17 protein-coding genes and 2 pseudogenes are annotated in these 17544 nt (G+C 72.1%); 3 read left to right on the top strand and 16 right to left on the bottom strand.

The features are described 5' to 3' along the window. Nucleotides 1-81: 81 nt before the first annotated feature. Nucleotides 82-555: an aminoglycoside 6'-N-acetyltransferase gene (gene aac(6') / locus RBJ65_RS23030; protein WP_306319160.1), complete on the top strand. Its 474-nt coding sequence runs from the start codon at nucleotides 82-84 to the stop codon at nucleotides 553-555. Here aac(6') and RBJ65_RS42150 read toward each other — a convergent pair. The 11 genes and pseudogenes from RBJ65_RS42150 to RBJ65_RS22975 all read right to left on the bottom strand — a co-directional run. Further along, nucleotides 497-1057 (bottom strand): annotated as a pseudogene (locus tag RBJ65_RS42150) (carboxyl transferase domain-containing protein); the annotation flags it as partial. The gene aac(6') and the pseudogene RBJ65_RS42150 overlap by 59 nt on opposite strands. After that, on the bottom strand, nucleotides 1044-2105 hold the full coding sequence (locus RBJ65_RS23020) for an acyl-CoA dehydrogenase family protein (protein ID WP_306319047.1): 1062 nt from the start codon (nucleotides 2103-2105) through the stop codon (nucleotides 1044-1046). The pseudogene RBJ65_RS42150 and the gene RBJ65_RS23020, both read right to left, overlap by 14 nt. Next, the gene (gene metF / locus RBJ65_RS23015; RefSeq protein WP_372341272.1) at nucleotides 2102-3079 is read right to left on the bottom strand and encodes a methylenetetrahydrofolate reductase [NAD(P)H]; all 978 of its coding nucleotides are present in this window, start codon (nucleotides 3077-3079) and stop codon (nucleotides 2102-2104) included. The genes RBJ65_RS23020 and metF overlap by 4 nt, the downstream gene beginning before the upstream one ends. Beyond that, complete coding sequence (locus tag RBJ65_RS23010; protein WP_306319046.1) at nucleotides 3076-4056, bottom strand: carbohydrate kinase family protein; 981 nt, start codon at nucleotides 4054-4056, stop codon at nucleotides 3076-3078. Before RBJ65_RS23010 ends, metF begins: the two co-directional genes overlap by 4 nt. Then, the gene (gene metK, locus RBJ65_RS23005) at nucleotides 4053-5267 is read right to left on the bottom strand and encodes a methionine adenosyltransferase (protein ID WP_306319045.1); all 1215 of its coding nucleotides are present in this window, start codon (nucleotides 5265-5267) and stop codon (nucleotides 4053-4055) included. Before metK ends, RBJ65_RS23010 begins: the two co-directional genes overlap by 4 nt. Before the next feature lie 100 nt (nucleotides 5268-5367). Continuing rightward, complete coding sequence (locus RBJ65_RS23000) at nucleotides 5368-6060, bottom strand: O-methyltransferase (protein ID WP_306319044.1); 693 nt, start codon at nucleotides 6058-6060, stop codon at nucleotides 5368-5370. A 97-nt stretch (nucleotides 6061-6157) separates the two neighbouring features. Then, on the bottom strand, nucleotides 6158-6913 hold the full coding sequence (locus RBJ65_RS22995) for an NADPH-dependent FMN reductase (RefSeq protein ID WP_306319043.1): 756 nt from the start codon (nucleotides 6911-6913) through the stop codon (nucleotides 6158-6160). 32 nt (nucleotides 6914-6945) lie between these two features. Next, a complete protein-coding gene (locus RBJ65_RS22990; RefSeq protein WP_306319042.1) occupies nucleotides 6946-7461 on the bottom strand; it encodes a cupin domain-containing protein in 516 nt (171 codons plus the stop codon). Next, nucleotides 7458-8555: a type III polyketide synthase gene (locus RBJ65_RS22985; protein ID WP_306319041.1), complete on the bottom strand. Its 1098-nt coding sequence runs from the start codon at nucleotides 8553-8555 to the stop codon at nucleotides 7458-7460. The genes RBJ65_RS22990 and RBJ65_RS22985 overlap by 4 nt, the downstream gene beginning before the upstream one ends. A gap of 252 nt (nucleotides 8556-8807) precedes the next feature. Next, complete coding sequence (locus RBJ65_RS22980; RefSeq protein WP_306319040.1) at nucleotides 8808-9581, bottom strand: SDR family NAD(P)-dependent oxidoreductase; 774 nt, start codon at nucleotides 9579-9581, stop codon at nucleotides 8808-8810. A 107-nt stretch (nucleotides 9582-9688) separates the two neighbouring features. Then, nucleotides 9689-10717: a DUF4097 family beta strand repeat-containing protein gene (locus RBJ65_RS22975; RefSeq protein WP_306319039.1), complete on the bottom strand. Its 1029-nt coding sequence runs from the start codon at nucleotides 10715-10717 to the stop codon at nucleotides 9689-9691. A 211-nt stretch (nucleotides 10718-10928) separates the two neighbouring features. Between RBJ65_RS22975 and RBJ65_RS22970 the strand changes: the two genes are divergently transcribed. Then, a complete protein-coding gene (locus tag RBJ65_RS22970; protein WP_306319038.1) occupies nucleotides 10929-11783 on the top strand; it encodes a TetR/AcrR family transcriptional regulator in 855 nt (284 codons plus the stop codon). Between the two features lie 62 nt (nucleotides 11784-11845). Here RBJ65_RS22970 and RBJ65_RS22965 read toward each other — a convergent pair whose 3' ends face one another. Further along, nucleotides 11846-12211: a helix-turn-helix domain-containing protein gene (locus RBJ65_RS22965; RefSeq protein WP_306319037.1), complete on the bottom strand. Its 366-nt coding sequence runs from the start codon at nucleotides 12209-12211 to the stop codon at nucleotides 11846-11848. Nucleotides 12212-12416: 205 nt separating this feature from the next. Beyond that, the gene (locus RBJ65_RS22960) at nucleotides 12417-13190 is read right to left on the bottom strand and encodes an SDR family NAD(P)-dependent oxidoreductase (protein WP_306319036.1); all 774 of its coding nucleotides are present in this window, start codon (nucleotides 13188-13190) and stop codon (nucleotides 12417-12419) included. Nucleotides 13191-13340: 150 nt separating this feature from the next. Here RBJ65_RS22960 and RBJ65_RS22955 point away from each other — a divergent pair, with 150 nt between their 5' ends. Then, a complete protein-coding gene (locus RBJ65_RS22955) occupies nucleotides 13341-14009 on the top strand; it encodes a TetR/AcrR family transcriptional regulator (protein ID WP_306319035.1) in 669 nt (222 codons plus the stop codon). Here the strand turns inward: RBJ65_RS22955 and RBJ65_RS22950 are convergent. From RBJ65_RS22950 to RBJ65_RS22940, 3 genes and pseudogenes are all read right to left on the bottom strand, one after another. Further along, the gene (locus RBJ65_RS22950) at nucleotides 13987-15351 is read right to left on the bottom strand and encodes a tannase/feruloyl esterase family alpha/beta hydrolase (protein ID WP_306319034.1); all 1365 of its coding nucleotides are present in this window, start codon (nucleotides 15349-15351) and stop codon (nucleotides 13987-13989) included. The genes RBJ65_RS22955 and RBJ65_RS22950 overlap by 23 nt on opposite strands. 86 nt (nucleotides 15352-15437) lie before the next feature. Then, nucleotides 15438-16457: pseudogene (locus tag RBJ65_RS22945) on the bottom strand (PHB depolymerase family esterase); the annotation flags it as partial. Between the two features lie 115 nt (nucleotides 16458-16572). Then, nucleotides 16573-17514 carry a kinase gene (locus tag RBJ65_RS22940; protein ID WP_306319158.1) on the bottom strand — a complete coding sequence of 314 codons (942 nt, stop codon included), beginning with the start codon at nucleotides 17512-17514 and terminating at the stop codon, nucleotides 16573-16575. Between the last annotated feature and the right edge of the window lie 30 nt (nucleotides 17515-17544).

Here is a 17544-nt window from a genome sequence, read left to right as displayed (position 1 = left end):
CCGAGCGATGGCGGCGGAGGGAAAATACGGGGCATGGAGGCGAACTTGGAACCGAACTCGGAGCCGGACCTGGAGCCGGACATGGAACTCCGCGGGGCCACCGTCGTCCTGCGCCCCGTCGCCGACGACGAGGACGAGATCCTGCACCGGATCGTGCGCGAACCGGGCGTGGCGGCCTGGTGGTCACCCCCGGAGGGCTACGCGGACATGCTCGCCGTGGTCCTGGACGGGGAGGTCGTCGGGGCGATCCAGTACGAGGAGGAGACCGACCCGGAGTTCCGCCACGCCGGCATCGACGTCTTCCTGACGGAGCGACACCACGGGAAGGGCCTCGGCACGGACGCGGTGCGCACGCTGGCCAGGTGGCTGGTGCACGAGCGCGGACACCACCGCCTGACCATCGACCCCGCCGCGGCCAACACCGCCGCGATCCGCAGCTACCGCAAGGTCGGGTTCAAGCCGGTGGGGATCATGCGGGCGTACGCGCGCGACCCGCGGACGGGGGCCTGGCAGGACGGACTGCTGATGGACCTGCTGGCCGAGGAACTGACCTGAGCGCCGCCTCAGTCCTCGAGCCCCGAGTGCGGCAGCCGCCCCAGCGGCCTGCGCCTCGCGAACAGCCCGGCCCCGATGCCGATGCCGCACACGGCCGTGATGGTGAAGTACGAGGCGTGGTGAGGGCCATGTCCATGAGTTTGTGGATCTTCGTGGCGTGGGCCTCGCCGAGCGCGCCCCCGAAGATCCGGAAGTCGTTCGCGTAGACGAAGACCGTGCGGCCCTCGACGGTGCCCCAGCCCGTGACCACACCGTCGGTATGGGGCTTCTTCGCCTCGAGTCCGAAGCCCCGCGCGCGGTGCCTCCGCAGCTGCTCGACCTCCCGGAACGAGCCCGGGTCGAGGAGCAGCTCGATCCGCTCGCGCGCGGTCAGCTTCCCCTTGGCGTGCTGAGCCCGCGTGGCCCGCTCGCTCGGCCCGGCCACGGCGCGCGCCCGCACCTCCCGCAGGGCGGCCACGCCGCCGGGGGTGCGGTCGCCGTGCTCTGTCTCAGTGCTCGTCATGGAGCTCCTTCAGGGCCACCAGGCAAGGGGCGGCGGCGAGTTCGGGCCGGAGGCGGACATGGCTGGCGCCGGTACGGATGTCGCGCCAGGCGCGCTGGACGGGATGACCCTCTGCGTAGGCCCGGGTACCCGCGGCCTCCATCAGCCGGTCGGCCGCGGCCTTGACCAATTCCGCGGCTCGGGCGCAGTCCCAGGGTGCCCAGGTCTGCCAGTCGCGGCGTTCGGTGTCCGCGTGCCGGTCGGCGGCGGAGGCGACCCGGAGGAGTACGTCGCGCGCGAGTTCCGTGTCACCCGCCGCCCGCACCAGGTCCACACTCGGTGGCAGCTCCCGCGCGCAGACCGCGAGGGCCGCACGGGCCGCGCCGACCAAGGGCGGCGCGAAGGTGAGTCCCGCCGTCGTGCGCAGCGGCACGGGCGCGTGGTCCAACTCCTCGGCGCCGAACGTGCGATGGGCCGGTACGAGGACGTCGTCGACGGCGACGGTGTTGCTGCCCGTGCCGCGCATCCCGAGCGTGTGCCAGGTGTCCTCGACGTCGAACTCCGCGCGGGGCACGGCGAAGAAGCGCCGCCGGGGTTCGCCCCCGCCGTCCGCGTCCACCGGCGCCTGGACGAGCGCCCAGTCGGCGTGCGCGGCGCCGCTGACGTAGGACCAGCGCCCGGTGATCCGCCACCCGCCCGGCACGGCCCCGGTGCGGCCCGTCGGCTGCAACGCCGCGACGGTCACGGCGTCCGGGCCCGCCGACCACAGCTCGTCCTGCCCCCGCTCGGGCAGCCGACCTGCCATTCGGCCGCCGTACGCGAAGATGGCCGCGCACCAGGCAGCCGACGCGCACTCCGTGCCCACGGCGATCACACCTTCGACGGTGTCCCGGTGGCTTCCGGCGCAGCCGCCCCGGCGTTCGGGCACGAAGTGGCGGGCGAAGCCGGCCGCCACGAGGGCTCGGGCCACGTCGGGGTGCAGGTTCCGCGTCTCGTCCGCGTGGCGGCGGTGTGTTGCGGCGGTCGCGGCGGCCTCGCGTGCGCGGACCGGGAGTGGTGGTGCGTTCACCGTGCGGCCTCCGGGCGGGAAGGGGCGGTGGGCAGGCGCAGTCCCCGGTGGATGTCGAGGGCGGCCGTGGAGTGGTTGAGGGTGATGTAGTGCAGGCCGGGCGCCTCGGCGTCCAGGAGGCGTTGGGCCAGGCCGGTGGCGTGGTCGACGCCGATCCGGTGGGCGGTGGCGGGGGTGTCCCGGGCCGCGTGCAGACGCTCGGCGAGGTCCGGCGGGAAGGTGGCGTCGCTGAGTTCGGCGAAGCGCTGGATCTGGCGGGCGTCCGTGGCGGGCATGATCTCCGGGATGACCGGGGTGTCGCAGCCCGCGGCCGACAGGCGGTCGCGCAGCCTGAAGTAGTCCTCCGCGCGGAAGAACATCTGCGTGATGGCGTAGTCGGCCCCGGCCCGGCACTTGGCTGCCAGATGCCGGATGTCGTCGTCCCAGCCGACCGACCGCGGGTGGCGTTCCGGGAAGGCGGCGACGCCGACGGAGAAGTCTCCGCAGGAACGGATCAGACGCACCAACTCGGCGGCGTACGTGAGCCCTTCGGGGTGCGCGACCCACGCGCCGCGCGGGTCTCCCGGCGGATCGCCGCGGACGGCGAGGATGTCCCGGATGCCGGCGTCCGCGTAGGCGCCGATGATGTGTCGCAGCTCGGCGACCGAGTGGCCGACGGCGGTGAGGTGGGCGACCGGGCGCAGAGTGGTCTCCGCGGCGATCCGCCGGGTGATCCGCACGGTGCGGTCCCGCGAGGAGCCGCCGGCACCGTAGGTGACGGACACGAAGGTGGGGCGCACGGCTTCGACCCGGCGGATCGTGTCCCAGAGGAGGCGTTCCCCCTTCGCCGTCTTGGGCGGGAAGAACTCGAAGGACACGGTGGGCACTCCGGCGGCCAGTGTGTCGGCGAGGGTGCCCGCGCCGGCCCGCGCCGCGGAGGCCGGTCCGGGTGTCGCCCGGGCGGCCCGTCCGAGCGCTGCGGCGGTCGTCGTCATCCGGACACCCCAGCAGCCGACGCCGATGCCTTCGCGCGCGCCCCATGGGCCGCGACGACCACCGCGTCGAGGTCCTCCGCCGTGGGCGCGTAGGTCTGGGTACCGATGTGTCGCAGCGCGAGCGCCGCCAGGGCGGAGCCGTGCCGCGCGGCTGCCACGGCGTCGTGGCCGTCAGCGGTGGCGGCCAGGAACCCCGCCCGGTACGCGTCCCCGACACCGGTCGGGTCCATGGCATCGGCGACGGCCACCGCGGCGACCGGCACGGCGGGCCGGCCGAGCCGTTCGACGACGCTGCCTTCGGCGCCCCGCGTCGTGACCCACGTACCGACGCGTTCGAGAACGTCCCGCTCGCGCCACCCGGTCTTCTTCACAAGCAGCGCACGCTCGTACCCGTTCGTGAACAACAGCCGGGCACCGTCGACGAGTTGACGGATCGCGGCCCCGTCCAGGCGGGCCAGTTGCTGCGCGGGGTCGGCGGCGAACGGCACGCCGAGGGCTCGGCAGGCGCGGGTGTGCCGCGCCATGGCGTCGGGGTCGTCGGCGCCGATGTGCACCAGGTCGACGCCTCCGTGCCCGCGGAGCACGCCCTCCAGGTCGATGTCCGCCGCCTCCGCCATGGCACCGGTGCAGAAGGACGCGAGCTGATTGCCGGACGTGTCGGTGGTGCACATGAAGCGGGCCGTGTGCCGGGTGCGTGACACCCGGACCGCCGTCATGTCGACGCCGAGCGCGGCGAGTTCGGCGCCTCGGCGCTCGAAGTCCGCACCGACGGCACCGACGAGCAGCGGCCGGTGGCCGAGCCGGGCGAGGCCGTAGGCGATGTTGGCGGCGACGCCGCCGTGCCGCACGTCGAGGCTGTCCACGAGGAACGACAGGGAGACGTGGGCGAGCTGGTCGGGCAGGAGCTGGTCGGTGAAGCGGCCGGGGAAGGTCATCAGGTGGTCGCTCGCGACGGATCCGGTGACGGCGAAGCTCACGGCCGCACCCCCGCGGCGGCGCGCAGCGCGGTCACGCGGTCCGTCTTCTCCCAGGTGAATTCGGGGAGTTCGCGGCCGAAGTGACCGTACGCGGCGGTCCGGGCGTAGCTGGGGCGGAGCAGGTCGAGGTCGCGGACGATCGCGGCGGGGCGCAGGTCGAAGACCTCACGGACGGCCTTCTCGATGACATGGTGGGCGACGGTCGCGGTGCCGAAGGTCTCGATGAACAGGCCGACCGGCTCCGCCTTTCCGATGGCGTACGCGACCTGGACCTCACAGCGCTCGGCGAGCCCCGCGGCGACGACGTTCTTGGCGACCCAGCGCATGGCGTACGCGGCGCTGCGGTCCACCTTGGAGGGGTCCTTGCCGGAGAACGCGCCGCCGCCGTGCCGGGCCATGCCCCCGTACGTATCGATGATGATCTTGCGTCCGGTGAGTCCGGCGTCGCCCGCGGGGCCGCCGGTCTCGAAGCGGCCGGTGGGGTTGACGAGCAGCCGGTACTCCTCGTCCTCCAACTTGACGCCTTCGTAGGCGAGTTCGGCGAGGACGTGGTCCACGACGTGCCGTCGCAGGTCAGGTTCGAGGAGTCCGGGCAGGTCGATGCCGGCGGCGTGCTGGCTGGAGACGACGACGGTGTCAAGGCGGGTGGGCCGGCTGCCCTGGTACTCGATGGTGACCTGGGTCTTGCCGTCCGGGCGCAGGTAGGGGACCGTGCCGTCCTTGCGCACTTCGGTGAGGCGGCGCGCGAGCCGGTGGGCCAGGTGGATCGGCAGCGGCATCAGCTCGGGTGTCTCGTCGCAGGCGTAGCCGAACATCAACCCCTGGTCTCCGGCGCCCTGTTCGGCCAGTGCGTCGTCCTCGCCGTGCACCCGCTTCTCGTACGCGGTGTCGATGCCCCGCGCGATGTCCGGCGACTGGGCGCCGATGGAGACCGAGACGCCGCAGGAGGCACCGTCGAAGCCCTTGGCCGACGTGTCGTAGCCGATGTCGAGGACGGCGTCGCGGACGAGTTGGGCGAGGGGTGCGCGGCTCGTGGTCGTGACCTCTCCGGCCAGGTGCACCTGGCCGGTGGTGACGAGGGTCTCCACGGCGACGCGGGAGGTGGGGTCGTCGCGCAGGAGGGCGTCGAGGACGGTGTCGCTGATCCGGTCGGCGATCTTGTCGGGGTGGCCTTCGGTGACCGATTCGGAGGTGAACAGGCGGCGGGACACGGTGCTCCCTTGGGTCGCAGCGGCTGCTGGCTCGGGCGGGGGCGCGGAGGGCGCCGCGGGGAGTGGCGGCGCCCTCCGGCCGGGGGTGGTGCGGGGGCGGTCAGCTGGTGCGGACGGAGAGTTCGAGTCCGTCGCCGATCGGCAGCGGCGTCGAGGTGTAGCCGCTGTCGGCGCCCCGGACGTGGGCGAAGTAGTCCGTGAGCTTCTCCGGGAACAGGCTGGTGTCGTCGGCGACCACCACGGAGCCGACGGTCAGCTTCGGTTCGAGGAGCCTCAGGACGCCGTGGAAGAGCGGGGTCCAGCCGTCGAGGAGCAACAGGCCGATGGGTCCCTCGACTTGGGGCAGCGTCTCGCGGGCGTCGCCGACGCGCACCTCGACGTACTCGGCGAGCCCGGCCTCCGCGATGTTCGCGGTGGCGATCTTCGCCTTGGTCTCGTTGAGTTCGGAGCCGATGACGCGGCCGCCGCCGTTGTCGCGGACCGCCGCCGCGAGGTGGATGGCGGAGATGCCGTACGAGGTGCCGTACTCGACGACCGTGGTGGCGCCGGTGGCCCGCACCAGCTGGTAGAGGAGGGTGCCGACCTCGGGCGGTACGGGCAGCAGCGCGTCGTGGGCGACGTCGTCCGAGATCCGGCGCAGCTCGTCCGCGCTGGGCTCGCCCTTCCAGGCGGTCAGCGTGCCGGCCACGCTCGGCGTCTTCGTCTCGTCGGCCACGGCCTCGGCGAAGAGCCGGTCGAGGACCTTGCGGACGGCGGGGTCGTGCAGGCCGCGGGTGTGCGTGGTGCTGGGCATGTGGGGAGTGTCCTTCGCTGTCGATGCCGTTGGAGTGCGGTGTGTCGCGGTGTGGTGTGTCGCGGTGTGGTGTGTCGCGGTGTGGTGCGTACGCCGGTCAGTGCCGCCGCGCGTCGCGTGCCTCGGCGAGCCATTCGGTGACGATGCCGGGCGCGAGGCCCGCCGCGGTGAGCCGTTCCACGACCGTGCGGTCGGTGGCGCCCTCGGCGAGGGCACGGACGACGTACGGGTAGAACTGCAGCCGGTGCAGCAGGAGTTGGTTGCGCTCGATGCTTTCGCGTGCCGCGGTCGCGGCCTGCGTCTTGATGACGTCGGCGAGGGCTTCGAGCTGGATGGTGATGAGCGCGGCGGCCGTCCCGTCGGTGAGCCGTACTCCCCCGTCGGGTCTTGTGACCAGGGCGCTGGGCGCCGAGGACACCACGACTTCGGGTTCGGCGATCACCAGGTTGCCGAGTCCGGACAGGATCCTGCTGGTGTCGCTGAGGCAGCGGAACCCCTTCACGCGGCCCAGGGTGGCGACGAGCACGCAGACACCCTTGCCGGTGAGCGTGCCACGGCCGTGCGGGCGGGACGCCCAGTCGACGGCGTTCTTGAGGACGCCGGGTATCGAGTTGTTGTACTCGGGCGTGGCGATGACGATTCCGTCCGCGCGGCGGATCGCCTCGCGCCAGCGGGCCACGGCGGGCAGCGCCGGATCCGTGTCCACATCCTCGTTGAACAGGGGGACTTCGGCGAGGCCTTCGTAGCGCTCCAGCTCCATGCCCTCGGGGGCGAGGGGCTCGATGGCCTTGAGCAGACGGGTGTTGAAGGAGTCCCTGCGCAGGGACCCGGAGACCGCGAGGATACGGGGCATGACGTGGCCCTTCGGAGAGTCCGGCCCGCGGATCAGCCGTAGGTCAGCGGCGTGATCTGTTGGATGTCGTACTTCTCGCGCAGCCGCTGCACGGCGTCGGCGTCGATCTCGCCGCCGGCCGCGAAGATCTCCAGGAGTTGCTCGAAGTACGCCTCGTGGTCGGGCGGCGGCGCGGCCTGGAAGAACATCTTCACCGGAGTGTCGGTGCGGTTGGCGAAGGCGTGCGGGCAGCCGGGCGGCACGAAGAGCACGCTGCCCGCGCCCGCCCTGACCGGTTCGGCGCCGGAGGGCGACTGCCAGGTGCTCCAGTGGCCTGCGCGCTCGCGCGGCTCGAACGCGAGGATGTCGAGCTCGCCCTCCACGACGTAGAAGAGTTCCTCGCTGCGCGTGTGCGTGTGTGCGCCGACGTCGAATCCGGGCGGCACGATGACCTCGAAACTGGATCCCGCCCTGGAATGTTCGCCGGTCACTTTGAATGTGACCTCGTGCGCCTTGGTGACGAGTTTCTTTCCCTGCCCCGGCGGGACGATGAGCCCTTCTACGCTCATACGGCCGCCACCTCGGGCAGGGTGGCGCCGAATTGGAATTCCGGCTCGTGCACCGTCCAGGAACCCGTGGCGACTTCCGCGGTGATACCGGGGCCGAATCCGGCGATGATCCCGCGGGCCCCTTCGGTGACGGCATTCTCGGCGAACATCCGGGCCAGCGAATCGAGCACCACCGCGCTCGCTATGTTTCCGTACTCGGTGAGCGTGGTGCGGCTGAAGCGGAATTCTTCCGGGGCGACTCCGAGGTACTTGCAGAGGTCGTCGAGAATGCGGGGTCCGCCCGCGTGGATGATGTAGAAGTCGAGGTTCCGCACGTCCCAGTTCTGCCGTTGCACGACCTCCTTGAGGACGGGCGCGAGGGGTTCCATCGTGCCGGGCACCCGCTTGTCGAGGCGGAAGTGGAAGCCGGTGTTCTTGACGTCGTACGAGATCCATTCCTCGGTGTCCGGGATGAGGTACGCCTCGTTGCGCTCCACACGGATCCCGGTGCCGCCCTCGCCGCGCACGACGGTCGCGCCGACGGCGTCGCCGAAGAGCCCGTCGGAGAGCAGGGAGCCCACGTCGCCGTCGGTCGGCTGGTAGCACAGGGAGCAGAACTCGCAGGCCACGATGAGGACGTTGGAGCGCGGGTGGGCGGTGCAGAAGTCGTGCGCGCGGTTGATGGCGGCCGCCCCCGCCGCGCAGCCGAGCTGCGCGATGGGGATCTGGCGGGTGTCGGTGCGAAAGCCCATCGTGTTGATGAGCCAGGCCGTCATGGACGGCATCATGAAGCCCGTGCACGACACGTAGATGATCGCGTCGATGTCGCGCGCGGTGAGTTCGGCGTTGGCGAGGGCCTGTTGGATCACCGGCGGCACCCGGCGCTTGGCCTCGCGCTCGTAGATCTTGTTCCGGGTCTCGAACCCGGGGTGTTCCAGGGTGCGTTCGAGTGGCTGGACGATGTGCCGTTTACGTACTCCGGTGTTGGTGATGAGGCGGAGTGCGAGCGGCAGATGCCGGCTTCCGGCATGGACTTCTTCTGCCATCTCCAGTGTTTCTTCCATGGTGATGACATTCTCCGGCACCGCTATCGCCGGCCTGCAAATGGTGGCCAAGACAGTCTCCTTGATCGGTCCGTCCGTGGCCTTAGCGAAACAAACGTCAAAGGAGGCCCGCAAGGGGGAACTTGATGCCACCAGGGGACATCGACTGTCCGCCGTGCCACCTTTGACTACACGCACATTACGGCGGGGAAAACATCGGTACGGTATAGCGGCACACCCCACCGGAAAAGGCATGCCGCAGCCGCTCCTCCGCGCTCATTAAATTCCGGTGACGGGAAAGGATCGCCCAAAAGGGCCGACGTGTCAGTGCATGATCTGGCCTCCGTCCACGGGCAGATAGGCACCGGTGATGTGGCGGGTCAGATCGCTGGAGAGCGCCACGATGGCATCGGCGACGTCCTCGGCCTGGGCGATGCGGCGCAGCGGCGTCGCCTCGATGAGCGCGTCGAGCAGGGCGGGCCGCCCGGAGGCGGCGCTGCCGTCGGTCGGGACGAAGCCGGGCGCCACGGTGTTGACCCGCACCCCCGCGGGCCCCAACTCGGCGGCGAGTACGCACATCAGGGCGTCCTGCGCCGCTTTGGCGACGGCGATGTCGGCGACGACGGGTCCGCTGCTGCGGGACTCGCTGGAGCCGACGAAGACGATGCTGCCGCTGCGCGCGGCGCGCATCGCGGGGGCGACGAGCCGGCACACGTTCAGGGTGGCGCGGAGCTGGGCGTCGGCCCTGGCCTGGATCTCGTGTCCGGAGTCGAGCGCGGTGCCGCGGAAGACCGGCGGACCGCCGACCGCGTTGCACACCAGGATCTCGATGTCGCCGAGCAACTCGCCCGCCTGCCAGACGAGTTCGGCGGCCTGGTGCGGATCGCAGACGTCGCCCTGCACGGCCACCGCCTTGGATCCGTCGAGCTCGATGCTGTGCACGACATCGGTCGCGGCCTGCCGGTTGGAGAGGTAGTTGACGGCCACCGAGGCGCCGTTGCGGCCCAGGGCGCGGGCGGTCGCGGCACCGATGCCGCGGCTGCCGCCGGTCACGAGGGCGGTACGGCCTTCGAGGAGGCGGCCGACAGTGTCGTTCACCGAAGGGCTCCCATTCTTGAGCGGTGGGTTTCTTGAACGGAGGGTGTCTTGAGCGGTGGCGGGTGAGGCCCCGCCGACGCTTCGCCGGGGTGTGCGGGGGCTTCGCGTCACGCGGCGCGGGCGATCCAGACGCGCCCGGAACCGGTCCGGGCCCGCACCCGCACGGGCGGCGTCCCGGCCGCCGGGGCGGGGGCGTCGGCCAGGTCGTTGCGGACGCCGCCGGAGCCGGAGTGGGCGTCGACCTCGGCGGCGACGCCGGCCCGCACGCCGATCCGGATCTCCCCGGAGGAGGTGAACGCGTCGAGGGCGCCGGACGCCAGGCGGCCCACGGCGATCTGACCGGTGCCGGCCTGCACCGAGACCTCGCCCTCCACGGTGCCGACGCCCACGGAACCGCTGCCGGTGCGCAGCCTGCCGTTGCCGAGGAGATGGCCTGCCGCGATGGAGCCCGATCCGGTGTCCAAGGCCGTGTCCCCCTCGGACCGCTCGACGTCGAGGGAGCCGGACCCGGTGGTGAGCGACGCGGCGGCGGCCGTGCCCGCGACGGCGATGGAGCCGCTTCCCGTACGGAGGTTGAGGCGGGAGCGGGCCGGGACGGTGATGTCGACGGCGAGCGCGGTGCTCCACAGGGGATGCCCCTGCGGTACGCCGATCAGGAGGCGGCCGCCCGCCTCGTCGAAGGAGACGGCGAGATCCGCGAGCCCGGCCACCGTCTCCCCGGCGGGGACGGCTCCGCCGGGCACCGCCCCGTACCCGGGCACGTAGCCGTGGCCGGGCGGGATCGCGCCGTAGCCGGGGGCGTAGCCGTGCCCCGGCGGTATGGGGCCGTGCCCCGGAGCCCACGCCCAGCCCGCCGCCGCCCCGGGCGCGCCCGCCGCACCCGCGCTCCCGGGCACCGGCGGAACCCCGGGAACGTACGGCACGGGCGGCACCGCGGGAACGCCGGGGACCGGCGGCACCGGCGTGTGTCCCGGGTGCCAGCCCCACTGATAGCCGCCGCGCGGCCACACGCCCCCGTTCGGGCAGCCGGGCTGGGCCGCCGCGTACCAGCCCGCTCCGGCCCACACCTCGACGAGCACCTCGGAGACATCGGCCAGCCGGGCGCGGATCTCGCCCACACCCAATTCGGCGTCCACTTGAATCGGCTCGGTACGGGCGAATGTCTCCCGTCGCGGCGCTCCGGACCCCACAGTCACCATGACCACAGTCCTCATTCCGGGAAGGTCCGCTCCCCCGCGATCTCCTCTTCGGGGCGCGGACACGGTAGAGTCAAACGATCGGAGGGTTGTCCTCCGAACTCTGCCGCCAGACTATCGGAGGGGCACCCTCCGAACAAGGGGTTCCAGCATGCCGACCGATGCACACACGTCAGCAGCGCGCTCGGGCGCGCCCGCGGCCGACGACACGGCCGCCCAGAGCGGCCCGCGGTTCCGGGCCGAGGCGCGCCAGGGGATTCTCGACGCCGCCCGGCTCGTCTTCCAGGAGGACGGGCACGACGCCCGCCTGGAGGTCATCGCGCGCCGCGCGGGCGTGGGCATCGCGACGCTTTACCGGCGCTTCCCGACCCGTGAGGACCTGTTGCGCGAGGTGTGTCTCGACGTGATGCGCGATGTCACCGAGGAGGCGGCGCTCGCCGGGCGGGAGGAGGCCGACGCGTGGAGCGCCCTCGTGCGCGTGCTGCACTACTGCGTGTCGACGCACGCGGCCGGCATGCTGCCCGTGGCCGCGGGCCGCTTCCTGAAAACGGAGGAGGTGCTGCGGGCGCGGACGGAGTACGTCGACGCGCTCTCCGGCCTCCTCGACGGCGCACGGGCCGAGGGGGCGTTGCGGGCGCAGGTCAACCACGTGGACATCCTGCTGATGCTGGCGCTGATCTCCCGCCCGCTGCCCGGCGCGGACACCGACCTCGCCCAGCGGCTCGCCCACCGCTATCTCGACCTGCTCGTACCGGCGTTGGGCGCGGAGGCCGCGGCGGAGCTCGCCGAACCGCGCCTGGACCAGGACGCGTTGGACGCGCTGTGGAACGGCGGTGACGTCACGGCAGCGGCGGGCGGGGCGCAGCCGCCGCGCGGCGCCCGGAGCAAGGCGGCGCCGAAGAAGACAGCGGCGGGCAAGGCGGCGCCGAGGAAGACGGCGGCGCGGGGCGGGAGCACGGGCAAGGACGCGGCGAGGCGGTCAGCCCGGGCCGCACCCAAGGAGTGACCGGCAGGGAGTAACCGGCAGGGAGTAACCGGCCGGGAGTGACCGGCCGACCGCCGCGCCGCCTACCCGCAGAGCTTCGCCGCCGCCCCCACCCCGGGAACCGCGCCCCCGACTCCGGGAACCGCGCCCCCGGACACCCCGCCACCGGCGGCCCACCAGCGCGCCACCTCGTCTATGCCGCGCAGGAGTTCACGCCCTCGGGTGGTCAGCCCGTAGCGCACCCGCACGGGAGAGCTGTCGGCCTCGACCGTGCGGTCGACCAGGCCGGAGCTCTCCAACCGGCGCAGCACCCGCGTCAGTTGCTTGCGCTCGACGCCGGTCGCACGCCCGAGTTCGGCGTGCCTGCGGCTCTCCGGCCACAGTTCGATCATGACGGCGAGGTCCCACTTGCCGGAGATGACATCGACCAGCGCGCGTGCGGTGGACAAGCGGGGCTGGGCCCCGGCCGGACGGACATCGCGCCGCACAACGGCTTCTTGCGAGACAGCACCCGAACTCACAGCCATGCCTCCCCGTGGACGACACCCGATCAAGGGTGTCCGAAATTGGCTGAACCTGTCGCATTCTGCGCATTCAGTGTGCAGCCAACTCCGCTCGCCCGGAACGGACTTTGCCAGTCCTTAACTCATCAACTCAGTGCATCGCGAGGCCGCCGTCGACCGGCACGTACGCCCCGGTGATGTGCCGGCTCAGGTCGCTCGCGAGGGCAAGCACCGCGTCGCCCACGTCCTCGGCCTGACCGAGCCGGCGCAGCGCCGTGCTGCCGGTGACGGCCTCGACGACGCTCGGGGTGATCGCGGCGGAGCTGCCGTCCGTGGGGACGAGCCCCGGCGCGACGGTGTTCACCCGGATGCCCTCGGGCCCGAGTTCGGCGGCGAGCACCCGCATCAGGGCGTCCTGCGTCGCCTTGGCGACCGCCACGTGCGGGACGGCCGGGGCGCTGCTCCGGGACTCGGTGGAGCCGATGAACACGATGCTGCCGCTCTTGCGGGCCCGCATGGCGGGGACGACGAGGCGGCACAGCAGCATCGTCGAGCGGAACTGGGTGACGATCTGCCCCTCGATGATGTCGCCCGCCTCGACCACGGACCCGTGCACGGCGGCCGCGGACCCGGCGGCATTGCAGACCAGGACGTCGATGTCGCCGAGCATGGTGACGACCTCCTCGTGGAGCGCGGTCGCCGCCTCCGCGTCACTGGCGTCGCCGCGCACGGCGATCGCCTTGGACCCCGACTCCTCGATGTCGCGGACCACTTGCCCGGCCGGGCCCGCGCTGTTCAGGTAGTTGACGGCGACCGCGGCTCCGGCGCGGCCGAGCGCCCGCGCGCACGCGGCGCCGATGCCTCGGCTGGCGCCGGTGACCAGGGCGGTACGGCCGTCGAGAAGACGGCCGGCGGAGGTACTCATGGTCGTGTGACTCCTTGGTACTTGGACGGGCACGGCCGCGCCATGCACACCGAATTGGATCGGAGGACTTCCCTCCGATCACACTCCGGGAGAGTATCGGAGGGCTGCCCTTCGATACAAGGCCGCCCCTCCGACACCGGGAGCCCTCCCATGCCCGCTTCGCGTTCTGAGATCGGCAAGACCCACGGTCCGCGCTACCGCGAGGAGGCGCGGCAGCGACTGCTGTCGGCGGCCAGGGTCGTCTTCCAGGAAGTGGGCCCAGAGGCCCCGCTCGACCTCGTCGTGCAACGGGCGGGAGTGGGCATCGCCACGCTCTACCGGCGCTTCCCGTCCCGCGAGGACCTGATCCGCGAGGTCTGTCTCGACGTCATGCGGGAGGTCACCGACACCGTCGAGGCGGCGCTGCGCGAGGAGCCGGACGCGTACACGGCGCTCGTCCGGGTCCTGCACCACTGCGTGGACACGCACTCGGCGGGGCTGCTCCCCGTCGCGGCGGGCCGCTTCCGCGCCACGGACGAGGTGCACGCCACGCGCGACGCGTACCTCGCCGCCCTGACGCGGCTTCTCGAACGGGCCCGCGCCGAGGGCGCGTTGCAGGCCGACGTGAACCACGTCGACGTACTGCTTCTGCTGACGCTCATCTCGCGCCCGCTGCCCGGTCTCGCCGCACCGCTGGCCGGGCAGCTCACCCAGCGATTCACGTCATTGCTGGGCCCGGCGCTCGCCCAGCCGGGCGGACGCCTCGCGGGACCGCTGCCGACCCAGGAGACCCTCGACGAGCTGTGGAACACGCCGGTCAGTCCAGCGGACAACGCGTGAGCAGCGTCGCGCTGTCGGCGTCGGCCGGGCGCCGCACCGTATGACCGGCCGGCGGCCGCTCCTCCCCCGCCGCCCACTTCTCCATCGCCTCGAAGGCCGCGCGGTGGCACGGCACGATCGGGCGGAGCTTGTCGGGGAAGGTGTCGACGAGCGAGTCGACGTGGGTGCCGTCCTCGACGCGGTAGTACCTCATGAGGGCGCCGCGGCCGGACTCGCGGACCATGTCGGCGTAGACGTCGGAGTCCTGGCTGATGGGGAGGAGGACGTCGAGGGTGCCCTGAAGGGTGATCAGCGGTTTGCCGATACGTCCCGTCAACGCGATGCGGTCGACGGCCTGTTGGACCTGCGCGGGCCGCTTCGCGTAGTCGTAGTCGGCTTCGGTGGCGCCGTCGTACTCCGGGTCGAGTTCCTCTCGGTAGATGCGCTGGGTGAGGTCCCAGTAGACCTTGTGGTGGTACGGCCACAGGAACTCGGAGCCCGCGGGGAAACCGGCCCGGCGCATGGCTTGCCTGGCCGCCTCCGCGCCTTCACCTCCGGCGGCGTACGTCGGGTAGTGGCGCAGGGCGGGCGGCAGGAAGGTCAGGAGATGGGGGCCCTCGGGGCGCCAGAGGGTGCCTTCCCAGTCCACTCCCCCGTCGTACAGCTCGGGGTGGTTCTCCAGTTGCCAGCGCACCAGGTAGCCGCCGTTGGACATGCCGGTGGCGAGGGTGCGGGTGGGCGGGCGGTGGTAGCGCTGGGCCACAACCGCCTTGGCTGCGCGGGTGAGTTGGGTGACACGGTCGTTCCACTCGGCGATGGCGTCGCCGGGGCGTTCGCCGTCGCGGTAGAAGGTGAGGCCGGTGTTGCCCTTGTCGGTGGCGGCGTACGCGTAGCCGCGCCCCAGGACCCAGTCGGCGATGGCGCGGTCGTTGGCGTACTGCTCGCGGTTGGCGGGGGTGCCGGCGACGACGAGGCCGCCGTTCCAGTGGTCGGGCAGCCGGATCACGAACTGGGCGTCGTGGTTCCAGCCGTGGTTGGTGTTGGTGGTGGACGTGTCCGGGAAGTAGCCGTCGATCTGGATGCCGGGGACGCCCGTGGGCGTGGGCAGGTCCTTCGGGGTGAGCCCGTTGTAGTCGGCCGGGTCGGTGTGCCCCGAGCCCACGGTGCCCGCAGTCGTCAACTCGCCGAGGCAGTCTGCCTGTTGGCGTTCGGCTCCGGGTACGCGAAGGTGGCCGCGGCCCGCGCAGTGGCCGGCCGGGGCCGTCGCCGCGGGCGTCGCCGCGGGCGTCGCCGCCGCGGAGGCGATGACGAGCGAGCAGGCTCCGGCCAGCGAGAGGGCCACGAGGGTTCGGGGCGAGAGCATCCTTCTCCTCCAAGTCACGTGGTGTGAACGGGCCGTACGGCGCCGGGACCTGGGGCCTGATCCAAACGACAGGCCCCAGTGCGCTATCCCGCGAGGCCGAAGAACGTGCTGATCCAGTGGCTGGAGCAGATCGAGTCCAGGAAGTACGGCGCGCCGGTGCTGCCGCACTGTTCGGCTCCGGTACCGGGGTCGACCGGGGTGCCGTGGTTGATGCCCGGCACCTTGTCGACCTCGACGGCGACCGTGCCGTCGGAGGTCGCGTACTGGTCCTGCCGGGTCGCGTTCGGGCCGATGCTCGCGGTCCTGGTCGGTGTCTGCGACAGGCCGTGCACCTGTGTCCACTGGTCGCGGAGTTCGGTGGCGTTGCGCGGTGCGACGGTCGTGTCCTGATCGCCGTACCAGATGGCGACGCGCGGCCACGGTCCCGCGTACGTGGGATTGGCGTCGCGCACCAGCTTCGCCCATTCGCTCGGGCTCTTGTCGACGCCCGGGTTCATGCAGGAGTAGGCGCTGATCACGTCCTTGGCGCAGCCGGTGGGCAGGCCGGCGACGACCGCTCCGGCCTCGAACACGTCCGGATAGGCGGCCAGCACGGCCGAGGTCATGGCGCCGCCCGCGGACAGGCCGGTCACATAGACCTTCTTGGCGTCGCCGCCGTACGACGACACCGCGTGGTCGGCCATCTGCTTGATGGACAGTGCCTCGCCCTGACCGCGTTGGGTGTCACCGGACTGGAACCAGTTGAAACACTTGTTGATGTTGTTCGACGAGGATGTCTCGGCGAGGACGAGCACGAACCTGTCGCGGTCGGCCGTCTCGGGCAGGCCCGAGTTGTCGGCGTACGTCTGCGCGTTCTGTGTGCAGCCGTGCAGCGCGACCACCACGGGCGCGTTGTCGGGCAGTGACGCGGGTTTGTAGACGTACATCTTCAACGCGCCGGGGTTCGAGCCGAAGTTGCTCACCGGTGTGAGGCTGACCGCGGCGCTCGCGGACGGCGCCGGGCCGATGAGGACTGCCCCGAGTACGAGCGAGGCGACGGCGGCGAGACCGGCGGTCCAGCGGCTCCACCGTCTGCGGTGCCGCGCATGCTGTGGGGGGATCGACATGCGAATGCTCCTTGGTTTTCGACGCACACCCGGAGTGCCGGGCGTGCTTCGGAACCGTAGGGGCGGGCCCGCCGCGTCACTATGGCGCCGGACCCCACAGGCCCGCCCGCGCCCTTCAACGGCGCACGGATTGCGCGATGCCGGAGGGCTCTGCTATGGGCCGCGCCTCGCCCCTGCGGAAGCTGAGGGTGCGGTAGAGCGTCGCCGAGCCCGCCAGTTCCGCGCAGGCGCGGGAAGCCGCCGCGGCGCGGTGCGGGTGGGCGGGGTCGCAGGCGTCGAGCAGGATGCCGAGGGTGGTGCCGCTGTGGCCGACGGCGATCCCGAGGCCGCCGACGTCGCGGCAGATCTCCCGCATCGGCTCCAGCCACCGCTTGGGGCTCACCGGCTGGTTGAGGACCGCGCTGCGGGTCGCGATGTCACCGACGGTGGCCAGGTCGCCGAGCCGTACCGCCGTGGAGAGGTCCCCGAGCAGCCGCGCGTACTCGCGCCGGTCCGCGCCCGTGAACGGCTTCGGCGCGCGATTGAAGTCGACGGTGTCGACGACGCCGCCCTCGTCGACGCCGACCACGCTCATCCTCGGCAGCGAGCCCAGCGTGCCGCGCAGGGACACCGTCCGGTGGTGGTACGCCACGATCGCCGGGTAGAGCACGCCGTCGGTGGGTTCGATGCGGGCGAGGTACCTCTCGATCCGGCGGGCCGGCATCGGGATCCCGAGCGCCCGCCCCACGGCGCGCGCGGTGGCGACGAGGTCGGCCGAGGAACTGGCCAGGCCCTTGCCCTCGGGGATGGCGCTGCGGATGGTGAGCTGCCCGCCCGCCGCGTGCCCGGCGTCCGCGCAGATCATCCGCAGCAGGCGCAGCGCCTTCGTCTTGTGTGCGGGCCAGACCCGCGGCTCCGCGCGCCGCGGGTCGGGACGGAAGACCACGCGGGTCCAGCGGGCGACGGGCAGGGTGACGAGGAAGTCGCCGTTCTTCTCCGGGAGTTGACCCTGGAGGAGCTCGCCGAACGTTCCGAAGGCCATGCCCGCGCCGACGGTTTCACCGATCGCATCAAACATCACGCCGAGCACCCTATCGCAATTGACAAT

The organism is Streptomyces sp. KL109B (genome assembly GCF_030766935.1).
Classification (GTDB): domain Bacteria; phylum Actinomycetota; class Actinomycetes; order Streptomycetales; family Streptomycetaceae; genus Streptomyces.
This window is presented reverse-complemented; position numbering and strand designations above follow the sequence as displayed.

What these genes read in the sequence shown, in the direction of transcription:
- RBJ65_RS22940 (WP_306319158.1), bottom strand. Translation starts at nt 17,514, where the DNA reads ATGTTTGATGCGATCGGTGAAACCGTCGGCGCGGGCATGGCCTTCGGA.
- RBJ65_RS22955 (WP_306319035.1), top strand. Translation starts at nt 13,341, where the DNA reads ATGCCCGCTTCGCGTTCTGAGATCGGCAAGACCCACGGTCCGCGCTAC.
- RBJ65_RS22970 (WP_306319038.1), top strand. Translation starts at nt 10,929, where the DNA reads ATGCCGACCGATGCACACACGTCAGCAGCGCGCTCGGGCGCGCCCGCG.
- RBJ65_RS22990 (WP_306319042.1), bottom strand. Translation starts at nt 7,461, where the DNA reads ATGAGCGTAGAAGGGCTCATCGTCCCGCCGGGGCAGGGAAAGAAACTC.
- RBJ65_RS22960 (WP_306319036.1), bottom strand. Translation starts at nt 13,190, where the DNA reads ATGAGTACCTCCGCCGGCCGTCTTCTCGACGGCCGTACCGCCCTGGTC.
- RBJ65_RS22995 (WP_306319043.1), bottom strand. Translation starts at nt 6,913, where the DNA reads ATGCCCCGTATCCTCGCGGTCTCCGGGTCCCTGCGCAGGGACTCCTTC.
- RBJ65_RS23000 (WP_306319044.1), bottom strand. Translation starts at nt 6,060, where the DNA reads ATGCCCAGCACCACGCACACCCGCGGCCTGCACGACCCCGCCGTCCGC.
- metF (WP_372341272.1), bottom strand. Translation starts at nt 3,079, where the DNA reads ATGACGACGACCGCCGCAGCGCTCGGACGGGCCGCCCGGGCGACACCC.
- RBJ65_RS22950 (WP_306319034.1), bottom strand. Translation starts at nt 15,351, where the DNA reads ATGCTCTCGCCCCGAACCCTCGTGGCCCTCTCGCTGGCCGGAGCCTGC.